General features: G+C 57.8%; 22 protein-coding genes and 1 riboswitch. Of the genes, 8 read left to right on the top strand and 14 right to left on the bottom strand.

The window, feature by feature from the left end; all coding sequences use genetic code 11:
• The first annotated feature begins 159 nt into the window (after positions 1–159).
• On the top strand, positions 160–987 hold the full coding sequence (gene dkgA, locus F3J39_RS09705) for a 2,5-didehydrogluconate reductase DkgA (protein WP_166714124.1): 828 nt from the start codon (positions 160–162) through the stop codon (positions 985–987).
• A 52-nt stretch (positions 988–1,039) separates the two neighbouring features.
• On the opposite strand, the gene ftsP is transcribed toward dkgA, so the two are convergent.
• The 4 genes from ftsP to F3J39_RS09685 form a co-directional block, all read right to left on the bottom strand.
• A complete protein-coding gene (gene ftsP, locus F3J39_RS09700) occupies positions 1,040–2,467 on the bottom strand; it encodes a cell division protein FtsP (RefSeq protein ID WP_071669236.1) in 1,428 nt (475 codons plus the stop codon).
• A 108-nt stretch (positions 2,468–2,575) separates the two neighbouring features.
• Positions 2,576–3,313 carry a 1-acylglycerol-3-phosphate O-acyltransferase gene (locus F3J39_RS09695; protein ID WP_039380186.1) on the bottom strand — a complete coding sequence of 246 codons (738 nt, stop codon included), beginning with the start codon at positions 3,311–3,313 and terminating at the stop codon, positions 2,576–2,578.
• Positions 3,314–3,351: 38 nt separating this feature from the next.
• Entirely contained in the window at positions 3,352–5,622 is a 2,271-nt protein-coding gene (gene parC / locus F3J39_RS09690) for a DNA topoisomerase IV subunit A (RefSeq protein WP_104085428.1), read from the bottom strand.
• 213 nt (positions 5,623–5,835) lie between these two features.
• The gene (locus F3J39_RS09685; protein ID WP_166714123.1) at positions 5,836–6,600 is read right to left on the bottom strand and encodes a transporter substrate-binding domain-containing protein; all 765 of its coding nucleotides are present in this window, start codon (positions 6,598–6,600) and stop codon (positions 5,836–5,838) included.
• Positions 6,601–6,761: 161 nt separating this feature from the next.
• Between F3J39_RS09685 and F3J39_RS09680 the strand changes: the two genes are divergently transcribed.
• Both F3J39_RS09680 and F3J39_RS09675 read left to right on the top strand, forming a co-directional pair.
• Positions 6,762–7,343 carry an NAD(P)H-dependent oxidoreductase gene (locus F3J39_RS09680; protein ID WP_071669235.1) on the top strand — a complete coding sequence of 194 codons (582 nt, stop codon included), beginning with the start codon at positions 6,762–6,764 and terminating at the stop codon, positions 7,341–7,343.
• A gap of 31 nt (positions 7,344–7,374) precedes the next feature.
• The gene (locus F3J39_RS09675; protein ID WP_039380197.1) at positions 7,375–7,683 is read left to right on the top strand and encodes a putative quinol monooxygenase; all 309 of its coding nucleotides are present in this window, start codon (positions 7,375–7,377) and stop codon (positions 7,681–7,683) included.
• A 53-nt stretch (positions 7,684–7,736) separates the two neighbouring features.
• Here F3J39_RS09675 and F3J39_RS09670 read toward each other — a convergent pair whose 3' ends face one another.
• Genes F3J39_RS09670 through nudF form a run of 6 tightly spaced genes read right to left on the bottom strand, consistent with a single transcriptional unit; the run spans position 7,737 to position 13,119 of the window.
• The gene (locus tag F3J39_RS09670; protein ID WP_039385639.1) at positions 7,737–8,636 is read right to left on the bottom strand and encodes a LysR substrate-binding domain-containing protein; all 900 of its coding nucleotides are present in this window, start codon (positions 8,634–8,636) and stop codon (positions 7,737–7,739) included.
• A 29-nt stretch (positions 8,637–8,665) separates the two neighbouring features.
• Entirely contained in the window at positions 8,666–10,561 is a 1,896-nt protein-coding gene (gene parE / locus F3J39_RS09665; RefSeq protein WP_039380200.1) for a DNA topoisomerase IV subunit B, read from the bottom strand.
• A gap of 45 nt (positions 10,562–10,606) precedes the next feature.
• A complete protein-coding gene (gene yqiA, locus F3J39_RS09660) occupies positions 10,607–11,188 on the bottom strand; it encodes an esterase YqiA (protein WP_039380202.1) in 582 nt (193 codons plus the stop codon).
• Between the two features lie 3 nt (positions 11,189–11,191).
• On the bottom strand, positions 11,192–12,019 hold the full coding sequence (gene cpdA / locus F3J39_RS09655; RefSeq protein ID WP_039380205.1) for a 3',5'-cyclic-AMP phosphodiesterase: 828 nt from the start codon (positions 12,017–12,019) through the stop codon (positions 11,192–11,194).
• A 42-nt stretch (positions 12,020–12,061) separates the two neighbouring features.
• Positions 12,062–12,487, bottom strand: coding sequence for a DUF1249 family protein (locus F3J39_RS09650; RefSeq protein ID WP_039380208.1), 426 nt, complete (start codon positions 12,485–12,487; stop codon positions 12,062–12,064).
• Positions 12,484–13,119 carry an ADP-ribose diphosphatase gene (gene nudF / locus F3J39_RS09645; protein WP_039380210.1) on the bottom strand — a complete coding sequence of 212 codons (636 nt, stop codon included), beginning with the start codon at positions 13,117–13,119 and terminating at the stop codon, positions 12,484–12,486. Before nudF ends, F3J39_RS09650 begins: the two co-directional genes overlap by 4 nt.
• 213 nt (positions 13,120–13,332) lie before the next feature.
• On the opposite strand from nudF, the gene tolC reads away from it, so the two are divergent.
• The 3 genes from tolC (at position 13,333) to F3J39_RS09630 (ending at position 16,787) form a co-directional block, all read left to right on the top strand.
• Positions 13,333–14,802 carry an outer membrane channel protein TolC gene (tolC, locus tag F3J39_RS09640; protein WP_039380213.1) on the top strand — a complete coding sequence of 490 codons (1,470 nt, stop codon included), beginning with the start codon at positions 13,333–13,335 and terminating at the stop codon, positions 14,800–14,802.
• Positions 14,803–14,941: 139 nt separating this feature from the next.
• Entirely contained in the window at positions 14,942–15,616 is a 675-nt protein-coding gene (locus F3J39_RS09635; protein WP_166714122.1) for a DUF1190 family protein, read from the top strand.
• 7 nt (positions 15,617–15,623) lie between these two features.
• Positions 15,624–16,787 (top strand): glutathionylspermidine synthase family protein, encoded by a 1,164-nt coding sequence (locus tag F3J39_RS09630; protein WP_166714121.1) that lies wholly within the window; start codon positions 15,624–15,626, stop codon positions 16,785–16,787.
• A gap of 52 nt (positions 16,788–16,839) precedes the next feature.
• Here the strand turns inward: F3J39_RS09630 and ygiD are convergent, their stop codons facing one another.
• Complete coding sequence (gene ygiD, locus F3J39_RS09625) at positions 16,840–17,619, bottom strand: 4,5-DOPA dioxygenase extradiol (protein WP_168713753.1); 780 nt, start codon at positions 17,617–17,619, stop codon at positions 16,840–16,842.
• Positions 17,620–17,815: 196 nt separating this feature from the next.
• On the opposite strand from ygiD, the gene zupT reads away from it, so the two are divergent.
• A complete protein-coding gene (gene zupT, locus F3J39_RS09620; RefSeq protein WP_166714120.1) occupies positions 17,816–18,583 on the top strand; it encodes a zinc transporter ZupT in 768 nt (255 codons plus the stop codon).
• Between the two features lie 39 nt (positions 18,584–18,622).
• On the opposite strand, the gene ribB is transcribed toward zupT, so the two are convergent.
• The gene (gene ribB / locus F3J39_RS09615; RefSeq protein WP_039380221.1) at positions 18,623–19,279 is read right to left on the bottom strand and encodes a 3,4-dihydroxy-2-butanone-4-phosphate synthase; all 657 of its coding nucleotides are present in this window, start codon (positions 19,277–19,279) and stop codon (positions 18,623–18,625) included.
• A 108-nt stretch (positions 19,280–19,387) separates the two neighbouring features.
• Positions 19,388–19,537, bottom strand: a riboswitch (FMN riboswitch).
• Positions 19,538–19,708: 171 nt separating this feature from the next.
• On the opposite strand from ribB, the gene F3J39_RS09610 reads away from it, so the two are divergent.
• The gene (locus tag F3J39_RS09610) at positions 19,709–20,014 is read left to right on the top strand and encodes an accessory factor UbiK family protein (protein WP_034828368.1); all 306 of its coding nucleotides are present in this window, start codon (positions 19,709–19,711) and stop codon (positions 20,012–20,014) included.
• Positions 20,015–20,053: 39 nt separating this feature from the next.
• Here the strand turns inward: F3J39_RS09610 and hldE are convergent, their stop codons facing one another.
• Positions 20,054–21,478: a bifunctional D-glycero-beta-D-manno-heptose-7-phosphate kinase/D-glycero-beta-D-manno-heptose 1-phosphate adenylyltransferase HldE gene (gene hldE, locus F3J39_RS09605; protein ID WP_039380223.1), complete on the bottom strand. Its 1,425-nt coding sequence runs from the start codon at positions 21,476–21,478 to the stop codon at positions 20,054–20,056.
• Positions 21,479–21,559: 81 nt separating this feature from the next.
• Positions 21,560–24,409, bottom strand: a complete 2,850-nt coding sequence (glnE, locus tag F3J39_RS09600) for a bifunctional [glutamate--ammonia ligase]-adenylyl-L-tyrosine phosphorylase/[glutamate--ammonia-ligase] adenylyltransferase (protein ID WP_166714119.1) — start codon at positions 24,407–24,409, stop codon at positions 21,560–21,562.
• Position 24,410: the final 1 nt, after the last annotated feature.

Below are 24,410 nucleotides of genomic sequence, written 5' to 3'. Positions count from 1 at the left end.
AACGCTGCACAAAGCTCTACTCCCCTGGAGGATCAGGCAAGATTTTTGCAGAAAAGGGTCAGAGTCCGCTCTGGCAGAGCGATCCGCACTGCACGTTTGTTGTCTAGACTTAAGCACACAGTTTTTCCATTCAGCGATCGCAATGAAAAAGGAGCCCCTATGGCAGATCAACCTATTATCAAACTGCGCGACGGCAATATGATGCCGCAGCTTGGCCTCGGTGTCTGGCAGGCAAGTCAGGAAGAGGCGCATACCGCCGTACTGAAAGCGCTGGAAGTGGGTTATCGCTCTATCGATACCGCTGCCGCCTATAAAAATGAAGAGGCGATTGGCAGGGCGCTGAAGGATACGCCGGTAGCGCGCGACGATATCTTCGTCACCACCAAGCTGTGGAATGACGATCAGCAGAATGTACAGCAGGCGATGGAGACCAGCCTGGAGAAACTGCAGCTCGACAGCGTGGATCTCTACCTGATGCACTGGCCATGTCCGGCGAAAGATACCTACGTTGAGGCATGGAAAAAGATGGTTGAGCTGCAGCAGCAGGGCCTGACCAAAAGCATCGGCGTCTGTAACTTTCATGAAGCCCATCTGAAACGCCTGATTGATGAAACCGGCGTGACGCCGGTGGTGAATCAGATTGAACTGCACCCGATGCTGCAGCAGCGTACGCTGCACGCCTGGAACGCGCTGCATCAGATCCAGACAGAGTCCTGGAGCCCGCTGGCACAGGGTGGCGAAGGTGTTTTCGATCAGGAGATTATCCGCACGCTGGCGAAGAAATATGGCAAGAGCGCCGCGCAGATTGTGATCCGCTGGCATCTGGACAGCGGCCTGGTGGTGATCCCGAAATCAGTCACCCCGGCACGCATTGAAGAGAACTTTAACGTCTTCGATTTCCGGCTGGAGAAAAGTGAGATCAGTGAAATCACCAAACTGGATAAGGGCCAGCGTCTGGGACCCGATCCGGAAGCATTTAACGGCTAAAGCAGTATGATGTTTGCGGCCGCCCTCAGCGGCGGCCCTTTCACACTCTGCTTCAGGAAAGCGGATTGACGACCATCTGCCCTGCCGTACCGCGATCGGCCAGTTCCAGCGTCTGGCTGTAATAGACAAACGGGAAGTGATCGCTGGCGCTTTGCGGAAAACTCACCAGCAGTTCCACACTGCCGTCAACCCAGACTGTATCTTTCCAGCCGCGATCTTCGCCCATCGACTGCGCGCCGTTGACGCTTTTGATAAGGAACATGACGCCCTGAATATGCAGCGACTGCGGGCGATCGGCGTGAATAATCCAGCGCTCAAACGTTCCCTGCTGCGTTGTGGTATCGATGCGGTTCATATCCCACAGCGCGCCGTTAATGCCCGGTACGCTGTCGCCAATACGAAATTCGCGCGTCCGCACCGCCACGCCGTCGAGGATCTGATCGGCCAGCAGTCGCATCGGCAGGTTATCGGTGACCAGCGGCAGCAGCCCGGTCGGGCGCAGCGTCAGCACCAGCGTGTTGGTCAGAATGGATGAGGGTTCAAACAGGCCGCGCAGGCGATCCATAATCCCTGCCGCCGTGCCCGCCGTGATTGACACTTCATCCCCCTGCGACATATCCACCAGCACCTCACGCCGTTCGCCTGGCGCCAGAGAGAGCGTCTGCACCGCGACCGGCGAAGGCAGGAACCCCTGATCGCTGGCAATAACGGTAAAAGGGCGACCGTCTGAAAAACGCAGGTCAAAGCGGCGCGCATTGGCGGCATTCAGCAGGCGCAGGCGCACCCAGCCGCGGGAAACATCCACATAGGGATTCTGCACGCCGTTAACCAGCAGCGTATCACCAAGAAACCCGCCCTCTGATGGCGGGTTATAGACCGGGGTGGCGAAGTTATCGAGGCGCTTATCCTGAATCACCAGTGGAAAATCATCCACGCCGTAGTGCTTAGGCAGCGGCAGCGATTTGCTGACCTCATCTTCAATCAGCCACATTCCCGCCAGGCCGTTATAGACGTGCGGGGCCATATGATTCGGCGTGCTGGCGTGATACCACAGCGTCGCCGCCCCCTGCCGAATGGGCAGCACCGGCGACCAGTCAGCACCCGCTGACATCATGCGCGGCGCCCCGCCCATCAGCGCGCCCGGCACCTGCAGGCCGCTGACCGTCATCGCCACCGGCTCATTAAGCCGGTTGCTGTAGATAAGCTTAACGTCATCACCGCTGTAAACCCGCACCGTCGGCCCCAGATAGAGACCGTTAATGCCCCAGACCGGAACTTTGCTGCCGCTGCCCGTAAACGACCAGTGGCTGCGCTGCAGCGTCAGAAACAGCGGCTGTCCGCGGCGGGATTCAATCAGCGGCGGGACCGGCAGCGGGACATCGCCAGCCGGAGTAGCGGCGCGGGCTGAAAAAGTCAGTGCCGGGGAGGCCAGCGCAACGCCGGCAGAAAGCTGAATAAAGTGACGTCTGCTGCAAGACATAAAACTTCAGACCTTTTGAGCGGGGCGTAAAACGCCGTGTCCATGTTGTTGTTGTTGTTAATTTTGCTGTGGTGCACGGGGGTGGCATCCACCACCCCCGGATAGGGCTCAGATTTTACCGTTTTTTTCGCGTTCAGCGACTTCTGCGTTTAACTCTTCCAGCTTAGCAGACATTATTTCACGGCAGTGGGTCGCCAGCTTACGCACAGAGGTGGTCTCAAACTGTGCGGTATCGACCGGTGGCAGCATCTCTACAATCACCAGGCCATTCTTCCAGCGATTCATATTAATTTTGCCATGCGTATTGGAGACGACGATCGGGATAATGGGTACGCCAGCGGCGACGGCAGCGTGAAACGCGCCGGTCTTAAACGGCAGCAGGCCACGTCCGCGGCTGCGCGTGCCTTCCGGGAACATCCAGAATGAGATACGCTTCTTTTTAAATTGCCCGACAATCTCTCCGATAGTGCCGTGCGCTTTCGCCCGGTTGTCGCGATCGATCAGCAGGTTGCCTGTCAGCCAGTAGAGCTGCCCGAAAAACGGGATCCACAACAGGCTCTTTTTGCCCACGGTAACGGTGGTCGGCTGTACGATTTTCGCCGCCGTGATCATGTCATAGTTGTTCTGATGGTTTGCAATATAGATAGCATTACCGTAATTCGCCGCCTCAGGAGGCTTACGCAGCTCAACTTTAACGCCCAGCACTCCGGAGAGCCGGCCAAAAAGATGGCCAAACGTCGCGACATGGCGCGGGTTGCGCGGCGAAAACAGGCACCAGATGCTGCCGAAGACACAGACCAGTACGGAATAGATGATAATAATTATCGCGCGTAAAATTAGTAACATAGCGTCCTCAAAAAAATACTCCTTCGCAGATAACCTGGTTACTCTGCACTTGCGTCACGCTTAGGGCGTGCCGGCGCGTTGACTTCAACGCTGTCAATACGCTGCAGGCCGCGTGATACGCTGCCGCGACGGCCGCGATCGGCACGCACTTTCTGCAGATCTTCATCGCGCAGGATCAGCTTACGTTTACCCACATAGAGGGTAAGAGTGCTGCCCGGCGTCAGAATCAGTAGCCACTGCAGCCGGTCGGCACCGGAGGCAGCATCTGCGGCAGGAATTGAGATAATTTTATTGCCTTTGCCTTTAGACATTTGCGGCAGGTCAGCCACCGGGAACATCAGCATTCTGCCCGCCTGGGTGATTGCCAGCAGCATGTCATCGCCGGAATTGACCGCCAGCGGCGTCATGACGCGCGCATTCTCCGGCAGCGTCAGCAGCGCTTTACCGGCGCGGTTGCGCGATACCAGATCGGCAAAGGTACAGATAAAGCCATAGCCGGCATCAGAGGCCATCAGCAGCTTCTGATCGTCCGCTTCCATCAGCACCTGCTCCATCACTGCGCCCGGCGGAAGCGTCAGCTTGCCGGTCAGCGGTTCCCCCTGCCCGCGCGCCGACGGCAGCGAGGTGGGATCGAGCGTATAGCTGCGGCCAGTGGAGTCAATAAATGCCACCGGCTGATTGCTCTTGCCGCGCGCCGCCGCCCGATAGCTATCTCCCGCTTTATAGCTCAGGCCGGCAGGGTCGATATCGTGCCCTTTGGCGCTGCGCACCCAGCCCATCTGCGACAGCACAATGGTCACCGGCTCAGCGCTCACCAGCTCATTTTCACTCAGCGCTTTCGCCTCTTCGCGCTCGTGCAGCGGCGAGCGGCGCTCGTCGCCGTATGCCTGGCTGTCAGCCTGCAGCTCTTTCTTCAGCAGGCTGTTCATTTTCCGCTCAGACGCCAGCGTGGCCTGCAGCTGATCGCGCTCTTTCTCCAGTTCGGCCTGCTCGCCGCGGATCTTCATCTCTTCGAGTTTCGCAAGATGACGCAGCTTCAGCTCCAGAATCGCTTCGGCCTGCGTTTCGCTGATTGCAAAGCGCGACATCAGGACCGCTTTGGGTTCATCTTCACTGCGGATAATGTGGATCACATCATCAATGTTCAGAAACGCGACCAGCAGCCCCTCAAGGATATGCAGGCGGCGCAGCACGCGCTCCAGCCGGTAATTCAGACGGCGCGTGACCGTATCGCGCCGGTAGACCAGCCATTCAGAGAGGATCTCCAGCAGGTTTTTCACTGCCGGACGGTTATCCAGACCAATCATGTTCAGGTTAACGCGGTAGCTCTTCTCCAGATCGGTGGTGGCGAAGAGATGGTGCATGACCTGATCGAGATCGACGCGGTTAGAACGCGGCACAATCACCAGCCGCGTCGGGTTTTCGTGATCGGATTCGTCGCGCAGATCCTCAATCATCGGCAGTTTTTTGTTACGCATCTGGGCGGCGATCTGCTCCAGCACGCGCGCGCCGGAGACCTGATGCGGCAGCGCAGTGATCACTGCCTCACCCTCTTCTTTTTTCCAGACGGCGCGCTGACGTACCGATCCACGCCCGCTCTGGTAGATCTTGCGGATCTCTTCACGCGGCGTGATGATCTCTGCTTCCGTCGGATAGTCAGGACCCTGCACAATATCCAGCAGCTCATCCAGCGTGGTTTTGGGTTTGTCGATCAGCCGCACCGCGGCTTCAGCCACTTCGCGCAGATTGTGCGGCGGGATATCCGTTGCCATGCCGACGGCGATACCGGTGGTGCCGTTAAGCAGAATGTTGGGCAGCCGCGCCGGCAGCATTTTGGGTTCCTGCAGCGTGCCGTCAAAATTCGGGATGTAATCAACCGTGCCCTGGCCCAGCTCGCTGAGCAGCACTTCCGCATATTTAGAGAGGCGCGATTCGGTATAGCGCATCGCGGCAAAAGATTTGGGATCGTCCGGTGCGCCCCAGTTACCCTGACCATCAACCAGCGGATAACGATAGGAGAACGGCTGCGCCATTAATACCATCGCTTCGTAACAGGCGCTGTCGCCATGCGGATGATATTTGCCCAGCACGTCACCGACGGTGCGCGCTGACTTCTTAAATTTGGCGCTGGCGCTCAGGCCCAGCTCTGACATGGCGTAGACGATACGGCGCTGCACCGGCTTCAGACCGTCACCGATATAGGGCAGCGCGCGATCCATAATCACATACATGGAGTAGTCCAGGTACGCTTTTTCGGTAAACTTGTGCAGGGCAAGACGCTCTGCACCATCCTGCGTCATTTCGCTCATTACGTTTGCATCCTCACTTCGTGGCCCGCACCGGCGGGTCATTTGGCGAGGATAGTACCTTATTCACGCGAGTTAGTCACAGAGAAGCCGTGTCTCTGCGGCAGAAAGGTTTGCGTTAAAAAACAACAGCGCAGCAGGCGGATCCGGCCGCTTTTGCCCTTTGATAAAACCGCTGATTTTGCTGCAGAAAACCCGGTGTGACGTCATACCGCATCAGGGCTCTTTACCCAGCCACGCTTGCTGGATCGCCGCATATTCGCCCGTGGCAGTCGCCAGATGCAGCCACTGATCCACGTAGAGTTTCCAGCTCATATCATCGCGCGGCAGCATGTAAGCTTTTTCACCATACTGCATCGGCTTATCCGGATTAATGGCGCATAGTGACGGATAGTGCTGCTGCTGAAACTGCGCTTCAGACGCGTCGGTGATCATCACGTCCGCTTTTTTATCCGTCAGCTGCTGAAAGATGGTCGTATTCTCTGCCAGCTGCAGCGTAGCCTGCGGCAGATGGCTGTGCACGAACGCTTCGTTAGTGCCTCCGGCAGGCTCGATGACCCGCACCTCACGCCGGTTTATCTGCGCAATGGTCTGATAGCGCGCTTTGTCCTCACAGCGCACCAGCGGAATTTTGCCATCTGTGCCGAGCGGTCGGGCAAACCAGGCGATTTTCTGACGCTTCAGCGTGACCGATACGCCGCCCAGCGCGATATCGCACTGGCGGGCAACAAAATCGGCGCTCAGTTTTTTCCAGGTGGTCGGCACCCACGCGACTCTGGCGCCCAGGCTGGCGGCCAGCGACTCCGCCATGCTGATATCCAGCCCTTCATATTTTCCATCACTGCGCAGAAAGCTGTAGGGCTTATAGTCGCCAGTGGTACAGACGCGCAGCGTCTGCTGCTGCTGAATGAGATCGAGACGTGACTGCGCCTGAGCCGTGCCCGCTACCAGCAGCAGCGCGATAGTGATCTGTTTTTTCATAGCCTCTTCTTATTTTAATTCCGGGTTGCGCACAGAGTGTTTCACACGCCGGAGCATTATTGCTTTATAAGCAACAGTATTGTGACCCGTGGCACGTTTTTCCCCGCAACTTTCGCGCGTAGAGTGTGCCGTATCAAACTAACATTCAGGTGCAAAACAGTATGAGCAACATTCTGATCATTGACGGTGGCAAAACCTTTGCTCACTCAAAAGGCGAACTTAACCATACGCTGACCGACGTCGCGGCCAGTCAGCTGCGCGATCTCGGTCATCAGGTCTCTGTCACGCTGGCCGACAGTAACTACGACGTCGCAGAGGAGATCCAGAAGTATCTGGACAGCGATGTGGTGATCTATCAGATGCCGGGCTGGTGGATGGGCGAGCCGTGGACGGTGAAGAAATATATCGATGAGATCTTTACCGAAGGTCACGGCAAACTTTACGCCAGCGATGGCCGCTCACGCAGCGACGCCAGTAAAAAATATGGTTCCGGCGGCCTGATTCAGGGTAAAAAATATATGCTGTCGCTGACGTGGAACGCGCCGCTGGAAGCCTTTACTGAAGCCGATCAGTTCTTTGAAGGCGTGGGCGTGGATGGCCTTTATCTGCACTTCCATAAGGCCAACCAGTTCCTCGGAATGGAGGCGCTGCCCACCTTTATCTGCAACGACGTTATTAAACAGCCCGATGTGCCGCGCGATATTGCGCGTTATCGGACTCATCTCAGCGCAATCTTTGCTTAACTGTAAGCACAACGGTAAAAGAGGAAGCGCTATGTTAACAGTCGTCGCTGAAATTTGTGTTAAACCGGGCCGTCGTCAGGCGGTGCTGGATGCTATCAATGAGCTGATTCCGGCGGTACTGCAGGAAGAGGGTTGCCATCAGTATGATGCGCTGCTCGACCATCAGGCGCAGGTGCCGTGGAAGCAAAACTCACCTGACTCCATCTTTATGCTGGAGCAGTGGGCCTCGCTGCGCGCGCTGGAGCAGCATCAGCAGATGCCGCATATGGATGCACATCGCGCCCGCATCAAAGACGACGTGGTGGATGTGAAAATCCTGGTGCTGGAACCGGCCAGCTGACCCTCTCCTCAGGCAACGCTCTGGCTATGCCGGAGCGTCTGCCGCCCGAATGCTTAAATCAGCTGCTGACGCTGGATTTTCTCCTGCAGGAAATCGAGAAAGCAGGTGACGCGCGAACTCAGCGTCTGGTTGCGATAGTAGACGGCGTGCACCGGCAAACGTAGCTCCCGGGTTTCGCTCGCCAGCACATCCATCAGCCGCCCCTGTTCGCGATCTTCCCGGCTGACAAAATCAGAGAGCCTGACAATACCCAGCCCCTGCAGGGCCAGCTGGCGCAGCGTTTCGCCGCTGGAGGCGGTCAGGGTGGGTTTAATACGCAGAAACTCCCCCTCCTGCTGCCAGACGGGCCAGATGTTATGGGTATCCAGCTGGCTGAACCCGATCAGCTGGTGCTGGCTCAGCGCGGCTACGCTATCGGGTATGCCATGTTTTGCCAGATAGTCCGGACTGGCTACCAGTCGCGTCGCGCTGCTGCCTAACACCCTGGCGCGCAGCGTCGAGTCGCGCAGTTCGCCAATGCGAATAGCGATATCCGTTTGCTGTTCCAGCAGATCGATAACGATGTCGTCGGTGTTGAGTTCAAGTTCAATTTGCGGATAGCGTTGCCGGAACTCCGCCAGCAGCGGCACGATGACGTGCAGCATAAAGGGGGTATTGGCGTTAATGCGCAGTCGCCCGGCAGGCGTCTCACGGCGGCGGGCTATCTGCTCTTCGGCCCGCTCAACGGAGGTGAGGATCTGGCGGGCGTGCTCGAGAAAAATCGCGCCCTCATCGGTCAGCGCCAGACGGCGCGTGGTGCGGTGCATCAGCGTGGTCTGTAACTTACTCTCCAGCCGGCTGAGCGCGCGGCTGATACCGGAGGTGGTCTGCTCCAGCTGTTCTGCAGCGGCGGTGATCGAACCGCTGTCGACCACCGCCACCCAGGCGCGCAGCTCTTCGAGAGTAATTTTCACCGTGTTATCCTCAGCGCGCGTCGCCGTCATTAAACGTCGAGATCGGCGAGATCGCCTTTCTCCTGTAGCCAGTTGCGGCGATCTTCGGAGCGTTTCTTCGCCAGCAGCATATCCATTACGCGCAGAGTCTGCTCAATATCCTCATCGGCAATGGTCAGCTGTACCAGACGCCGGGTATTCGGATCGAGCGTGGTTTCGCGCAGCTGCAGCGGGTTCATTTCACCCAGCCCTTTAAAACGCTGTACGTTCGGCTTGCCTTTTTTCCGCTTCAGCTGCTCCAGCACGCCCTCTTTTTCATCTTCATCCAGCGCATAATAGACCTCTTTACCGAGATCGATACGATAGAGCGGCGGCATCGCAACATAGACGTGTCCCTGCTGCACCAGTGAACGGAAGTGCTTCACAAACAGCGCGCACAACAGCGTGGCGATGTGCAGGCCATCGGAGTCCGCATCCGCCAGAATACAGATTTTGCCGTAGCGCAGCTGGCTCAGATCTTCGCTATCCGGGTCGATACCAATCGCCACGGAGATGTCATGCACCTCCTGCGACGCCAGCACCTCATCAGAAGAGACTTCCCAGGTGTTCAGGATCTTACCTTTCAGCGGCATAATCGCCTGATATTCGCGATCGCGCGCCTGCTTGGCCGATCCGCCCGCTGAGTCACCCTCAACCAGGAACAGCTCGGTTTTATTCAGATCCTGGGCGGTGCAGTCTGCCAGCTTGCCCGGCAGCGCCGGCCCGCTGGTGAGTTTTTTACGCACCACCTTTTTCGCCGCGCGCATACGGCGCTGCGCGCTGGAGATCGCCAGCTCAGCCAGCATTTCTGCCGCCTGCACGTTCTGGTTCAGCCACAGGCTGAACGCATCTTTCACCACCGCCGACACAAAGGCCGCGCACTGGCGCGAGGAGAGACGCTCTTTGGTCTGACCGGCAAACTGCGGATCCTGCATTTTTACCGATAACACGTAGGCGCAGCGATCCCAGATATCTTCCGCTGACAGCTTAACGCCGCGCGGTAAAATATTGCGGTATTCACAGAATTCGCGCATGGCATCCAGCAATCCCTGGCGCAGACCGTTTACGTGCGTTCCCCCCTGCATGGTCGGGATCAGGTTAACGTAGCTTTCCGTCAGCAGCTCGCCCCCTTCCGGTAACCACAGCAGCGCCCAGTCTACCGCTTCCACGTCACCGGCAAAGCTGCCCGTAAATGGCGTTTCCGGCAGCGTGGGCAGCCCGTTGACCGCCTCACTCAGATAATCGGTCAGACCATCCTGATAGAGCCAGGTCTGTTCGCTGTTGTTCACCTTATCTTTAAAGACAATCTCAACGCCGGGACAGAGTACCGCTTTCGCTTTGAGCAGGTGTTTCAGGCGCGATACGGAAAAGCGCGGACTGTCAAAGAAACTGACGTCAGGCCAGAAATGCACGCTGGTGCCCGTGTTACGTTTGGCGACCGTACCTATCACTTTCAGGTCTTCAACCTTTTCGCCATGCTCAAAAGCGATACGATACACTTCACCATTACGCCGTACGGTCACTTCCACCCGCGTGGAGAGCGCGTTGACAACCGAGATGCCCACGCCGTGCAGGCCACCGGAAAACTGATAGTTTTTACCGGAGAATTTACCGCCTGCGTGCAGCCGGCACAGGATCAGTTCAACGGCCGGTACGCCCTCTTCCGGATGGATATCCACCGGCATACCGCGCCCGTCGTCGATCACTTCCAGTGACTGATCGGCGTGCAGGATCACCTCGACCCGGCTGGCATGGCCCGCCAGCGCTTCATCGACGCTGTTATCGATAACTTCCTGACCCAGATGGTTTGGCCGGGTGGTATCGGTATACATACCCGGACGGCGACGCACAGGCTCAAGGCCGGTCAGGACCTCAATCGCGTCAGCATTATAGTTTGATTGGCTCATTGTATTTGTCTGATGAACAAGAGAAAAAGGAGCCCATGACGCAGCTTAGGAGAGGGATAAACCCAGAAAATCTACTATCTGCGTAAAATGGCGTTCAAATCCGATAAAGGCGTGATTGCCGCCCGCTTCAACCGTCTGCCGGCATGCGCTGTAGTAATTCAGTGCCTGGCGATAGTCGAGGATCTCATCGCCGGTCTGCTGCAATAGCCAGAGCAGATCGGGCGCATCAAGCGGGTCAATCTGCATCACTTTCAGATCGTAAATATGGCGTGACTCTAACACATATTGCTGGCCGGTGTAGGGATTACGGTTCTCGCCCAGATAATCCGTCAGCAGCTCAAACGGGCGTACCGCCGGATTCACCACCACCGCTGGCAGCATAAAACATTGCGACAGCCAGGTCGCGAAATAGCCGCCCAGCGATGAGCCAACCAGCCCCAGCGGTTCGCCGGTATGCTGCATCACTAACTCTTCCAGCAGGCTGGCGGCCTCCTCCGGAAAAGCGGGCAGCTGAGGCACCAGAACATTAATGTGCGGCTGCGCTGCGGCGCACCACGCCTGCAGCTGCGTCGCTTTGGCTGACTGCGGCGAGCTATTAAATCCGTGCAGATAGAGCAGCGTGGCCATTAATCAGTACCCATCTGAGTCAAGGTCCGGCCGGAACATATCGCTTTGCAGGCGATTCACTTCCGTCTCCAGTGAGCCATCCGCCGCTAATGTCAGCCAGCGCCAGCCGGGGGCCAGCGTGTCAATGGTGAAACTGGTGCAGTGCGGTTTGAACTGGACGCAGGTAGAAGGCGAGGCCAGAACCCGGCGCCCCTGCCAGTGAAGATCGAGCTCCTGATGAATGTGGCCACATACCAGATGCTGCGCCTGCGGAAAAGCCTGTAACACCGCTTCCAGCTGGTGCGGGTTACGCAGGCTATGCTGATCGAGCCAGGTACAGCCGGAAGGCACCGGATGATGGTGCAGCAGGATGAGCGAGTGCCGCCCAGGAAACCGCGCAAGTGACGCTGCCAGCCACTCCAGCTGATAGTCGCTCAGCATGCCGTGTGGCACGCCAGATACCTGGCTATCGAGCAGCAGTAGCTGCCACTGCTCCCCCAGCAGAACATGTTTATCTGCCGCTATGCCTGCTTCGGCGAGGGTATTCACCATGGCTGGCTGGAAATCGTGATTACCGGGCAGCCAGACGCATGGCTTTTGCAGGCGGGCAATACCGGCAACAAAATGCTGGTACGCTTCCACGGTATGATCCTGCGCCAGATCGCCGGTCGCGATAATCAGATCATATTCGTGCTGCTGTGCCGCGATAGCATCCAGCACCGCATCGAAGCTCGCCCAGGTGTTAACCCCCAGCAAAGATTGGTGCTTCCCCGCGAAGAGATGGGTATCAGTGATCTGCAGGATCCGGATTGCGGATCCTGGTGCCGCAGGAAAAGTGAGCAGGCTATCCAAAGCGTTTCCTTAATCTCCACGCCATCAATGCGTCAGACGCGTTTAGCAAACAGGCACGGCCAGAGCACCGTGCGCCAGGCAGTAGCGCAGCCAGTCAGCCAGAAACTGGTTAATCTGATGTTTTTCATCACGCTGATGCAATTTTTTATTAGGATAATCATAGCGTGCTTTAAAGCGATAGATCTGCTGTGTGGAACACACTTCAGCGACCATCGCATCGTGATAGAGCCGCACTGACATCGCGGGCAGACTCCAGTAGCTTACCGCCGGCGCCACCTGCCGGATTTCAACCAGCGTGGTATAACGCGTTGATTCTTCAATCGTCAGCTGATAACGGGCGCCGTTGACCTGATAGAGCACCGAGGCGCCTGCTTCATCACTGCGCGGCAGCAGGCGACGCAGCTGCGCGAAGTTCGTTTCGCACAGGCGCATCATTTCGGGAAAATCAGGGGTATAGCGCTGTTTCATTTTACCTTCCACTCACGTCGTAGTGTTTCATGGTGCAACGCCAGCCATTGCAGCGCAATGACAGAAGCTGCGTTATCAATAATCCCCTCTTCCACCCAGCGATAAGCCTGTTCGCGGCTCACCACATGTACGAGAATATCCTCATTCTCTTCCTCCAGCCCATGGTTCCCTTCTGCCAGGCTGGCATCCACTTCACCCACCAGCACCGACAACCGTTCAGAGGTGCCGCCAGGGCTGGCTAAATAACTGATAACCGGTTTCACGCGCCCGACATTCAGGCCCGCTTCTTCCTGTGCTTCGCGTCGTACGACCTCTTCCGGCGTTTCTCCGGGCTCAATGATACCTGCCACCATCTCCAGCAGCCAGGGTGTGGCGCTGGAATCAAGAGCCGGAATGCGGATCTGTTCGATTAAAACGACTTCGTCGCGCAGGGGATCATAGGGTAGCAGCACGGCGGCGTGTCCGCGCTCGAAAACTTCACGCACCACTTCACCACTCATTCCGCCATTAAAAAGGCGGTGGCGAAAGCGATAGCTGACGATGGAAAAAAAACCGTCATAACGGGTATCGCGTGCAATAATTTCTACATCGTTTTTTGTGAAAGTCACAGGGGATTTTTTTTCGCCCGCCATCGTCTGGTTCCTTATGCAGATTGGGATAGAGCATCGAAAAGCCAACCCTTGTGCTCCATCCGAGTGGTTCTTTCTGAATTATTTACGTAAATTAGGGAAAGAAGGCACGTTCAGCCAACCTATCTCTGACAGCGCCTCTGTAAAATCGGCGATTATTTTTTTGGCTTAGCAGCAGCACTTTTCGCGTCACAGGCTGCAACAAAAGGAATGCAAATGAAAAAACTGCTCCCATTTTTTATTGGACTGAGCCTGGGCGGATTCAGCCTTGCCAGCCAGGCAGAAAACCTGCTGCAGGTTTATCAGCAGGCGCGCCTGAGCAATCCCGATCTGCGTGCCTCTGCCGCCGATCGCGACGCTGCGTTTGAAAAGATCAACGAAGCGCGCAGCCCGTTGCTGCCGCAGCTGGGCCTGGGTGCAGATTACACCTATAACAACGGCTATCGTGATAACAGCGGACTGAACACCACTACCAAAAGCGCCTCGCTGCAATTAACGCAGACGATTTTTGATATGTCAAAGTGGCGCAGCCTGACGCTGCAGGAAAAAACTGCCGGCATTCAGGATGTCACCTACCAGGTCGCGCAGCAGGATCTGATCCTCAATACCGCTACCGCCTACTTCAACGTGCTGAATGCGATTGATACGCTCTCCTATACCGAAGCGCAGAAACAGTCCATTTATCGCGAGCTGGATCAAACCACGCAGCGCTTTAATGTCGGCCTGGTGGCGATTACCGATGTACAGAACGCCCGCGCCCAGTATGACAGCGTGCTGGCGAATGAAGTGACGGCCCGAAACACGCTGGATAATGCGGTTGAATCGCTGCGTCAGATCACCGGGATGGACTACCTCTCCCTGGCCTCGCTGAGCATCGATCGCTTTAAAACAGCACGGCCTGATGCGGTCGCCAGCCTGTTAAAGCAAGCTGAGAGTCGCAACCTTAACCTGCTCTCTGCGCGCCTGAGCCAGGATCTGGCTCGTGAGCAGATCCGCTATGCTGAATCGGGCCATATGCCTACGCTGGATCTGACGGCGTCGACCGGTCTGTCTAACAATAAATATAGCGGCAGCCGGGCGAATCAGAGCATCACCAATAACGACTCGATCTCGGGTTCAAATCAGGTCGGCCTGAGCTTCTCATTACCGCTCTACAGCGGTGGTTCAGTGACCTCGCAGGTGAAACAGGCGCAGTACAACTTTGTCGCCGCCAGCGAACAGCTGGAAGGCGCGCATCGCAGCGCGGTGCAGACCGTACGCTCCTCGTTTAACAACGTGAATGCGTCAATCAGCAGCATTGATGCGTACAAACAGGCAGTGATCTCTGCGCAAAGCTCACTCGACGCCTCTGAAGCAGGCTATCAGGTGGGTACCCGTACGATTGTTGATGTACTGGACGCGACCACTACGCTGTTTAACGCTAAACAGCAGCTCTCCAACGCGCGCTACAGCTATCTGATTAACCAGCTGAATATCAAATATGCGCTGGGTACTCTCAATGAGCAGGACCTGCAGCAGCTGAACAGCGCGCTGGGCAAAGAGGTGACGACCTCACCTGAAGTCGTCGCGCCGGAAAATAGCCAGCAGACTGCACAGGCCGACAGCGCACCGCAGGCGGCAGCTTCCGCTCCGGCGGCGTCTGTTCAGCCGGCAGCGCGCAACAGCGGCAATCCATTCAGCCGCTGACAGCAAAAGGGGCCCCTGCGGCCCCTTTCGCATTTGAACGTATAGCTACGTAAAGATCCGCGCCCTGTCAGGCTTCACGCTTTAAATCCCCCCTCGCATCACCTATCCTGACTGCAACTCTGGGTACAGGATAATCACTATGAAACGGACAAAAAATATCCGTCATGCCGCTTTTCGTAAAGGCTGGCATGCACGTCATCTTACGCCCGTCGCGCTGGCGGTCACTGCAGTATTTATGCTGGCAGGCTGCGAACAGAGCGACGAAACAGTTTCGCTCTATCAGAATGCTGACGACTGTGCGAAAGCCAATCCGGATCAGAGCGGTCAGTGTAAAGCCGCTTATAACAATGCGCTGAAAGAGGCGGAGCGCACCGCGCCTAAATATGCCTCACGCGAAGATTGCGTGGCGGAATTTGGCGAAAATCAGTGCCAGCAGGCACCGGCTCAGGCGGGTGCGGGCACCACCGCAAACAATGCCGAAGCACAGCACAGCGGCGGCTTCTGGATGCCGCTGATGGCTGGCTACATGATGGGACGTATGATGGGCGGCGGCGCCGGTTTTGCTCAGCAGCCGCTGTTTTCCCCTAAAACGCCTGCCAGCCCGGCTAACGGACAGTTCGTAGACGCCGCCGGTAAAAATTATGGCTCAGCGACCTCTGGCCGCACCATGAACGTGCCTAAAACCGCGATGGCGCCTAAACCGGCCACGACCTCAACCATTACCCGCGGTGGCTTTGGTGAGACGGTCGCGAAGCAAAACAGCATGCAGCGCAGCAGCGCCAGCGGCACCAGCAGTCGCTCGCTGGGAGGCTAAGCGCCGTATGCAACGTATTGCTATCAGCGAACGCCCGGACTGGCGTGCAAAAGCCACTGAATATGGCTTTCAGTTTCACACGATGTATGGCGAGCCCTACTGGTGTGAAGAGGCCTATTATCAGTTCACGCTGGCACAGGTGGAGACGCTGGAAAGCGTTACGGCAGAGCTGCATCAGATGTGCCTGCAGGCGGTGGAAAAAGTGGTTAACAGCGATGCGCTGCTCGCCCGCTTCTGCATTCCGAAACACACCTGGGAGTTTGTCCGCGAATCCTGGGCTCAGCGTCAGCCTTCGCTCTATTCCCGTCTGGATCTGGTGTGGGATGGCAGCGGTGAGATCAAGCTGCTGGAAAATAACGCCGACACGCCAACTTCACTTTATGAAGCCGCTTTTTTTCAGTGGATCTGGCTCGAAGACCAGCTTAAAGCGGGCAACCTGCCGGCGGGCAGCGATCAGTTCAACAGCCTGCAGGAGAAGCTGATTGAGCGGTTTGCGGTTCTGCAGCAGCAGCACGGCTTTAACTTGCTGCACTTTGCCTGCTGCCGTGATACGGAAGAGGATCGCGCAACGGTACAGTATCTGCAGGATTGCGCCACAGAAGCGGGGCTTCCCGGCGAGTTTCTCTATATCGACGAGATTGGACTGGGGGAAAAAGGCCAGTTTACCGACCAGCACGATCGCGTCATCAGCAACCTGTTCAAGCTCTACCCCTGGGAATTCATGCTGCGCGAAGTGTTTTCAACCAAGCTGGCCGATGCCGGCGTACGCTGGCTGGAACCCGCCTGGAAAAGCATCCTCTCCAATAAAGCCCTGCTGCCGCTGCTGTGGGAGATGTTTCCGGACCATCCTAATCTGCTGCCCGCCTGGTTTGCAGATGACAGCCAGGCGCCGCAGATGGATAAATATGTGGTGAAGCCGCTCTTCTCCCGTGAGGGCGCCAACATCCGTATTATTGAAAACGGCAACGAAATTGCACGCGCTGATGGTCCCTACGGCGAAGAGGGTATGATTATCCAGCAGTTCTGCGCGCTGCCCCGATTTGGCGACAGCTATACGCTGATTGGCAGCTGGCTGATAGACGATCAGCCGGCGGGGATTGGCTTACGCGAAGATCGGGCGCTGATCACCCAGGATCTGTCGCGCTTCTATCCGCATACTTTTATCGGCTAACCTGGTGGCGCATTCCGGTGCGCCCCCTTCCGGCCTGCGACGCCGCGGGCCGTTATCCCACCTGCGCTGACAGCATACTGATTGCGCCCATCTCCATGCCCTCAACCGGCACGCTGACCGCCTCACCCGCTGCGCGTGCGCCCAGAATATAGAGCAGCGGCAGATAGTGTTCAGCCGTCGGATGCGAAAGCGCCGCGCCCGGATGCTGCTGATAGTTAACCAGCGGATGATCGGCTGCCGGCGCGTCGCTGGGCAGATTATCGCGCACATACTGGTTAAACGCTTCGGCCCATGGATACGCCGGCGCACTCCCCTGCCACTGCAGCTTGCGCAGGTTATGTACCACGTTGCCGCTCGCAACCAGCAGGATCCCCTCATCGCGCAGCGCAGCCAGCTTACGTCCGGCCTCAAAATGCCATGCGGCGGGCCGGGTACTGTCCACGCTGAGCTGCACCAGCGGAATATCCGCCTCAGGATAGATTTTGGCCAGCAGGCCCCACGAGCCGTGATCGAACCCCCAGCTCTCATCTTTTTCTGCCGCCGGCAGCAGCTCCGTTACGCGCTGCGCCAGCGCAGGCGACCCGGGTGCCGGGTAGCGCACGTCAAACAGCGCCTGCGGAAATCCGCCGAAATCGTGAATAGTGCGTGGCTGTTCCATGGCGGTTACCCGCGTTCCGCGCGTGTACCAGTGCGCGGAAATCGCGAGAATAGCGCACGGGCGCGGCAGATCTCTGCCCAGCTGCTGCCATACCCGGGTATAACGGTTCTCTTCCAGCACGTTCATCGGGCTGCCATGCCCCAGAAACAGAGCAGGCATACGGCCATCACACATTTTCACACCTCATCGCTGTTGCTTTCATAAGCGTCACAATACGCGCTTGCCAGGCCACTTAAACGCGGAGAAGCGTGATAATGTCTGTCAGCAAATTTGAATAAGCGTGAACGACATAACTTTACGCTTAATAACTCGATATTTTATAAGGTTAATTATAATGTAACTGGTAATCATTATCATCATGGAGCTTGCTATGTCGGTGCCTTTACTGCTCACTATTCTGGCCGGTGGTGCCACCTTTATTGGCGCCCTGTTTGGCATTCTCGGTCAAAAGCCGTCAAACCGTCTGCTCGCCTTTGCGCTCGGCTTCGCCGCCGGCATTATGCTACTGATTTCGCTGATGGAGATGCTGCCAGCGGCGCTGCATACTGCGGGAATGTCACCGATGCTGGGATACGGTATGTTTATGCTCGGCCTGCTCGGCTATTTCGCGATGGATCGCCTGCTGCCGCATCAGCATCCGCAGGATCTGATGGCCACTCAGGGTCGTCCCGTTAACCTGAAGCGAACTGCTGTGCTGCTGACGCTGGGCATCAGCCTGCACAATTTTCCTGAAGGGGTCGCCACCTTTGTTACTGCCAGCAGCGATATGGAGCTGGGGCTGGGCATCGCTTTAGCCGTGGCCATCCACAATATTCCTGAAGGACTGGCGGTTGCCGGGCCGATGTACGCGGCGACCGGTTCCAAAGCCAAAGCGCTGTTCTGGGCCTGTATTTCTGGTATGGCGGAAATTCTGGGCGGCGTCATTGCCTTTCTGCTGCTCGGTCCGGCGCTGTCGCCGGTAGTGATTGCTGCCATTATGGCCGCCGTCGCAGGGATTATGGTCGCACTTTCGGTGGATGAACTGATGCCGCTGGCGCGCGAAATCGATCCGCACAATAACCCGAGCTATGGCGTGCTGTGTGGGATGACGGTGATGGGGCTGAGTCTGACGCTGCTGCAGACCGCCGGCGCGGGCTGATTTCCCGCCCTCCGGCTGGTCTGCTTTTGTATGCCAGCTTTAGCTGGCCTGACGGGTCTCACGCTGGCGGCGGTAAGCCACCAGATCTTCAATGGTCACCACGGGCATATCATGCTGCTGCGCAAACGCGATCGCTTCAGGGGCGCGCGCCATGCTGCCATCGTCGTTAGTCAGCTCGCACAGGACGCCAGCCGGCCTGAAGCCCGCAAGCGTGACCAGATCGAGCGTGGCCTCGGTATGACCGCCGCGCGTCAGTACGCCACCTTCGCGCGCGCGCAGCGGGAAAACGTGTCCCGGACGGTGCAGGTCAGCCGGTTTAGCATTATCAGCAATCGCGGCGCGGATAGTGGTGATGCGGTCAGCTGCAGAGACGCCGGTGGTCACTCCCGCTGCGGCTTCAATCGTAACGGTAAATCCGGTGCCGTAAGAGCTGGTGTTGTTCTCTACCATCATCGGCAGATCGAGCTGCTGGCGGCGGGCCTCATTGATGCAGAGGCAGACAATGCCGCTGCCGTGGCGGATAGTCAGCGCCATCTGCTCTGTGGTCATGGTCTCGGCGGCAAAAATCATATCGCCTTCGTTCTCGCGATCTTCATCGTCAAGAACCATCACACCGCGACCGTTACGCAGTGCGTCAAGTGCACGTTCTACACGCTGTTCCGGCGTGCCAAATTCAGAAAGAAGCGTCTGATTCATGGTAATTAACCTTAAAATATTATGAGTTACCAGAACCAGGGCGAGCTTAGGAGTGCGTGAAAAATACACATGGCAAAAACGTGACGCGGGCATAAACCCGGCTGATGTCGTTACCCTCTCCCATCCGGACTTTAACCGTCGGCCCCGGAATCACACCGGATCTGCTGTCCTTTTGCACGGTCGCAAAAGCGCTCGCGGGCTTTCAGCAGAAGCTGATTTACCGCCGGTGGGGAATTTCGCCCCGCCCTGAGAATAAGCAAAATCACTATAGCGTTATTCACCGGGACGGGCAATCGACAAAAGTGCAATTGCTTTTGCACATCATGCGTTGCGGATTTCGGGTTTAACCTTTTTGGTTCTGGCATTACACTTACTTCTTGTACCGTCGGAAAACGTGCTGCTCACAGCCACCGCAATCAGGAAATAACCATGATCGACACAAAAAAAATTGAACAACTGGCGCGCCAGGTCCATGAAGCGATGCCGAAAGGCATCCGCGACTTTGGCGACGACGTGGAGAAGAAAATCCGGCAGGTTCTGCAGGCGCAGCTGACCCGTATGGATCTGGTTAACCGTGAAGAGTTTGATGTGCAGACTCAGGTCCTGCTGCGCACCCGCGAAAAGCTGGCAGCCCTGGAGCAGCGTCTGGCTAAACTGGAGAGTGAAAGCCCGGCGGCACCGGCGCCAGCAGTGGTGACGCCCGATCCGGCCGGTAAAATCGATACGCCACAGTAAATATGATCAGCCGGGTGGCTGCTGCCCCCGGCTGTCTGCTCAGTGACTGCGGATCGTTTTAATAATGTTGGTGGTGGAGATGCCATCTTCAAAGTTAAGCACGCGTACGTCACCGCCGTTGGCCCACACTTCTTTGCTGCCTGCGATCTCTTCCGGCTTGTAATCTCCCCCTTTCACCAGCAAATCCGGCAGCACATCGGCAATCAGACGCTGCGGCGTATCTTCTTCAAACAGTACGACCCAGTCCACCGCTTCGAGTGCGCTCAGCACGATCATCCGGTTCTCCTGCGGATTAACCGGCCGGGTTTCGCCTTTAAGACGCCGGGTTGACGCGTCGCTGTTCACCGCCACAATCAGCCTATCGCCCAGCTTGCGGGCATTGGCGAGATAAGAGACGTGTCCTGCATGCAGGATGTCAAACACGCCGTTGGTCATCACCACTTTCTCGCCGCGCTGACGCGCCTGAGCCACGGCGGTTTTCAGCTCGCTCTCCGTCATCACGCCAAAGCCGCTTTCGGGACGTGCATGAATAGCGTTCTCCAGCTCCACCGTACTGACGGTAGAGGTTCCCAGCTTGCCCACCACGACGCCTGCCGCCGCGTTGGCAAGGAAACAGGCGTTTTCCAGCGTGTCACCTGCCGCGAGGACCGCGGCCAGGACGCCAATAACCGTATCGCCGGCACCGGTCACGTCATAGACTTCCTGCGCCTGCGTCGGCATATGCAGGGGCGCTTTACCCGGCTGCAGCAGCGTCATGCCGTTTTCAGAACGGGTTACCAGCAGCGCTGAGAGCGCATAGTCAGCGATCAGCTGCATTCCCCGGCTGACGATGTCCGCTTCGGTTTTACATTTGCCGGCAACGGCTTCAAATTCAGACAGGTTTGGCGTCAGCAGGGTTGCACCGCGATAGCGCTCAAAGTCGGTGCCCTTCGGGTCGATCAGTACCGGTACGCCCGCTTCGCGGGCCAGCCCGATCATGGTCTGGACGCTGCTCAGGGCACCTTTAGCGTAGTCTGACAGCACCAGCGCGCCAGCCTGTGACAGCGACTGACGCATACGATCGTGGATGGGCTGCGGATCGACCTGATCAAAGCCCTCTTCAAAGTCCAGCCGGATCAGCTGCTGGTTGCGCGACAGCACGCGCAGCTTGGTGATGGTGGGATGCGTTTTTAGCGCCACAAAGTCACAGCTGACGTTAACCTGCTCCAGCGTGCGGCTCAGTACCTGCGCGGCATCATCCTCACCGGTCAGCCCAATCAGACGCGATGCGGCACCCAGCGCGGCAATGTTCATTGCCACGTTGGCCGCGCCGCCCGGACGCTCCTCAATGGTATCCACTTTGACGACCGGCACCGGCGCCTCGGGTGAAATGCGGCTGGTCGGGCCATACCAGTAGCGGTCTAACATCACATCGCCAACAACCAGTACGGTGGCCTTGCCAAACGCGGGCAGTGTTACTTTCATTTCAGAGACTCCAGACTACGCTCAAAATATTGCGCGGATAATACCATATACCCGCCGCAGGGTAAGATGCCGCCGCACGCCTCAACTGTCTGGCTCAACCGTGCCCAGCCAGCGCTGCCAGCTGGCGTTGACAATGCCGCGCTCGCGGGCAAAACGATCCGGTGCCACGTGACCCGGCAGCGCCTGCAGGGCCAGATGATGCAGCGCATCACGCAGCGTGACGTAAGCATGCGTCAGCGCCTGCGCTTCCTGGGCAGGCATAATATCGTGCTCCGCCATCAGAGCAAAAATGCGCACGTTATCTGACCAGCGCGTCAGGGCCGGCCGATCCGCCGCTGACGCTAAGACCAGATACTGGGCAATGAATTCAATATCGGTAATACCGCCTGCATCTGTTTTTATCTCCCAGCGCCCTTTATGTTTGTTGCTCAGGTGCGCACGCATCTTTTCGCGCATTTCACGTACCTCAGCCCGCAGCGGTGCTGTTGCACGGGGCAGGCTGAGAATAGCGTGGCGGATCTGCGTAAAACGCGCCATCAGCGCCGGCTCACCAAAGACAATACGCGCACGCACCAGCGCCTGATGCTCCCAGGTCCAGGCATCATTACGCTGATACTCTTCAAAGGCGTCGAAGGTGCTGACCAGCATGCCTGCTGAGCCAGAAGGACGCAGGCGGGCATCCACCTCATACAAAATACCGGAGGCGGTGCGGGTGCTGAAGAGATGCATGATGCGCTGCGCCAGACGCAGATAAAACTGCCTTCCGTCGATGACGCGTTCACCGTCGGTCTCTGCACTCTCCGGACAATCATGCAGAAACACCAGATCGAGATCGGAGCTGTAGCCAAGCTCCCAGCCCCCCAGCTTGCCATAGCCGACCACGGCAAAGCCGCGCTCATCGTCACGCGTCAGATGTGATGGCCGCCCATAGCGCTGTACCATCATCTGCCAGGCCTGCTGCACCACCGACTCGATCATCGCCTCTGCCAGCCAGGTTAAGTGATCGCTTACTTTCATTACCGGCAGCGTTCCGGCGATATCTGCTGCGGCAATACGCAAGAGCTGCGCCTGTTTGAACTGGCGCACCGCCTCCAGCTGCTGCTCTTCATCCTCTGCCGGAATACGCAGCAGATATTGCCGCAGTTCGTCACGGTAGGCGTCAGTGGCAGTGGGCTGATACAGCGTGGCGGGGTCGAGCAGCTCATCCAGCAGCAGCGGATAGCGCGCCAGCTGGCTGGCAATCATTGGTGAGGCGGCACAGAGACGGATCAGGTGACGCAGCGCGCCGTGATACTCAGTCAGCAGCTCAAGATAGGTGCTGCGCGTCAGCACCCCCAGCAGCAGCGGCGTCAGGCGCTCCAGTACGCTGTCGGCATCCTCACGCGAAGCGATCTCCCCCAGCAGGCGCGGCATCAGCTGGTCGAGCGCCAGCCGGCCACGCGGCCCGATTGTGCGCCGGCTGGCATCCTGCCGGAAGTCATTAAGCACGTAAAAAAAACGCTGCCGCTGCGTTTCATTCAGCTGCGGCACCACCGGCGTCAGTTCATGCTCCTCCAGCGTGTCCTGCCAGAGTGCCGCAAATTCCGCCAGTTCCGGCTGGTCATCAACGTCCGGGGCATCGTCGCCAATCAGCTCATCAAACACCGCGCGTACGGCGGCCATGTGCGCCGTTAGCTGTGCCGTCAGCGCTTCCCAGTCAGCGCAGTTCATCGCCCACGCCAGACGCTCCCGGTTGAGCGCATCCTGCGGCAGCGTCTGCGTCTGCTCATCATTGATGCTCTGCAGCAGATTCTCCAGCCGGCGTAAAAAAAGGTAGGCGTCATGCAGCTGACTGACCTGCTGCGGACGCAGCAACTCCAGCTCACCGATGGCCTGCAGCACTGGCAGCAGTGAGCGCGACTGAAGTAAGCGCTCACGTCCACCGCGAATCAGCTGAAACACCTGCACAATAAATTCGATTTCGCGGATACCGCCGGCACCCAGCTTGATATTATCTTTCAGGCCACGACGGCGCACTTCACGCGCGATCATCCCTTTCATGTTACGCAGCGACTGAATCACGCTGAAATCGATATAGCGGCGATAGACAAACGGCCGCAGCATCTGCTGCAGCGCCTGGCTCCACTCGCCGCGATCGTCGCCCATCAGACGCGCTTTGACCATGGCGTAGCGCTCCCAGTCACGCCCCTGCTCCTGATAGTAATCTTCCAGCGCCGCAAAGCTCATCACCAGCGGGCCGCTATCGCCGAACGGACGCAGTCGCATATCTACGCGGTAAACAAAACCATCGACGCCAGGCTGATCCAGCACTTTTATCAGGCGCTGCCCCATGCGGGTAAAAAACTGTGCGTTGTCCAGCTCGCGTCGCCCGCCGCGCGTGACGCCGCTCTCCGGCCAGGCAAAGATCAGATCGATATCAGAGGAGAAGTTGAGTTCTCCGCCACCCAGCTTGCCCATGCCGAGGATCAGCAGCGGCTGCGGCTCGCCCGCCTCGTTGCAGGGCGTGCCAAAATCGCGACAGCAATCCTGCCACACGCGATCGCGGGCGGCAGCGATCAGGCTTTCTGCCAGTACGCTAAGCTGCGTCAGGCTCTGTTCGGTCGTGGCGTGCTGCAGCGCCTGCATCCAGGCGATACGCACCAGCATATGCCGGCGGAACAGGCGCAGCTCACGCATCAGCGCGGCCTCGCTATCCGCATGCTGCAGCGCCTGCTGCAGCCACAGAGCATAGTGCTGCCATTCATCAGGCTGAGGAGGCTGCTGCTGCAGTTGCTGCCACCATGCTGGCTGCTGCTGCAGGTTATCTGCGATAAAGTCACTGAAGGCCAGCGCGCCAGCCTGTTCAGACGTCAGCGCCGGCAGCGACAGCTGCAGACGTTCTGCGATGCCGGCCAGCTGCGCCTGCATCAGCGAAGGTAACGGTAACTGCATC

Source organism: Pantoea sp. Acro-807 (genome assembly GCF_011752675.1).
In the GTDB taxonomy this organism is placed as follows: Bacteria; Pseudomonadota; Gammaproteobacteria; order Enterobacterales; family Enterobacteriaceae; genus Pantoea; species Pantoea eucrina.
Note: the sequence above shows the minus strand (reverse complement) of the source record. Positions and strands in the feature narration are given on the sequence as shown.

Excerpts from the sequence above, each read along its gene's own strand:
- dkgA (WP_166714124.1), top strand. The coding sequence starts at position 160 with ATGGCAGATCAACCTATTATCAAACTGCGCGACGGCAATATGATGCCG.
- ftsP (WP_071669236.1), bottom strand. The coding sequence starts at position 2,467 with ATGTCTTGCAGCAGACGTCACTTTATTCAGCTTTCTGCCGGCGTTGCG.
- F3J39_RS09695 (WP_039380186.1), bottom strand. The coding sequence starts at position 3,313 with ATGTTACTAATTTTACGCGCGATAATTATTATCATCTATTCCGTACTG.
- parC (WP_104085428.1), bottom strand. The coding sequence starts at position 5,622 with ATGAGCGAAATGACGCAGGATGGTGCAGAGCGTCTTGCCCTGCACAAG.
- F3J39_RS09685 (WP_166714123.1), bottom strand. The coding sequence starts at position 6,600 with ATGAAAAAACAGATCACTATCGCGCTGCTGCTGGTAGCGGGCACGGCT.
- F3J39_RS09680 (WP_071669235.1), top strand. The coding sequence starts at position 6,762 with ATGAGCAACATTCTGATCATTGACGGTGGCAAAACCTTTGCTCACTCA.
- F3J39_RS09675 (WP_039380197.1), top strand. The coding sequence starts at position 7,375 with ATGTTAACAGTCGTCGCTGAAATTTGTGTTAAACCGGGCCGTCGTCAG.
- parE (WP_039380200.1), bottom strand. The coding sequence starts at position 10,561 with ATGAGCCAATCAAACTATAATGCTGACGCGATTGAGGTCCTGACCGGC.
- yqiA (WP_039380202.1), bottom strand. The coding sequence starts at position 11,188 with ATGGCCACGCTGCTCTATCTGCACGGATTTAATAGCTCGCCGCAGTCA.
- F3J39_RS09650 (WP_039380208.1), bottom strand. The coding sequence starts at position 12,487 with ATGAAACAGCGCTATACCCCTGATTTTCCCGAAATGATGCGCCTGTGC.
- nudF (WP_039380210.1), bottom strand. The coding sequence starts at position 13,119 with ATGGCGGGCGAAAAAAAATCCCCTGTGACTTTCACAAAAAACGATGTA.
- tolC (WP_039380213.1), top strand. The coding sequence starts at position 13,333 with ATGAAAAAACTGCTCCCATTTTTTATTGGACTGAGCCTGGGCGGATTC.
- F3J39_RS09635 (WP_166714122.1), top strand. The coding sequence starts at position 14,942 with ATGAAACGGACAAAAAATATCCGTCATGCCGCTTTTCGTAAAGGCTGG.
- F3J39_RS09630 (WP_166714121.1), top strand. The coding sequence starts at position 15,624 with ATGCAACGTATTGCTATCAGCGAACGCCCGGACTGGCGTGCAAAAGCC.
- ygiD (WP_168713753.1), bottom strand. The coding sequence starts at position 17,619 with ATGTGTGATGGCCGTATGCCTGCTCTGTTTCTGGGGCATGGCAGCCCG.
- zupT (WP_166714120.1), top strand. The coding sequence starts at position 17,816 with ATGTCGGTGCCTTTACTGCTCACTATTCTGGCCGGTGGTGCCACCTTT.
- ribB (WP_039380221.1), bottom strand. The coding sequence starts at position 19,279 with ATGAATCAGACGCTTCTTTCTGAATTTGGCACGCCGGAACAGCGTGTA.
- F3J39_RS09610 (WP_034828368.1), top strand. The coding sequence starts at position 19,709 with ATGATCGACACAAAAAAAATTGAACAACTGGCGCGCCAGGTCCATGAA.
- hldE (WP_039380223.1), bottom strand. The coding sequence starts at position 21,478 with ATGAAAGTAACACTGCCCGCGTTTGGCAAGGCCACCGTACTGGTTGTT.
- glnE (WP_166714119.1), bottom strand. The coding sequence starts at position 24,409 with ATGCAGTTACCGTTACCTTCGCTGATGCAGGCGCAGCTGGCCGGCATC.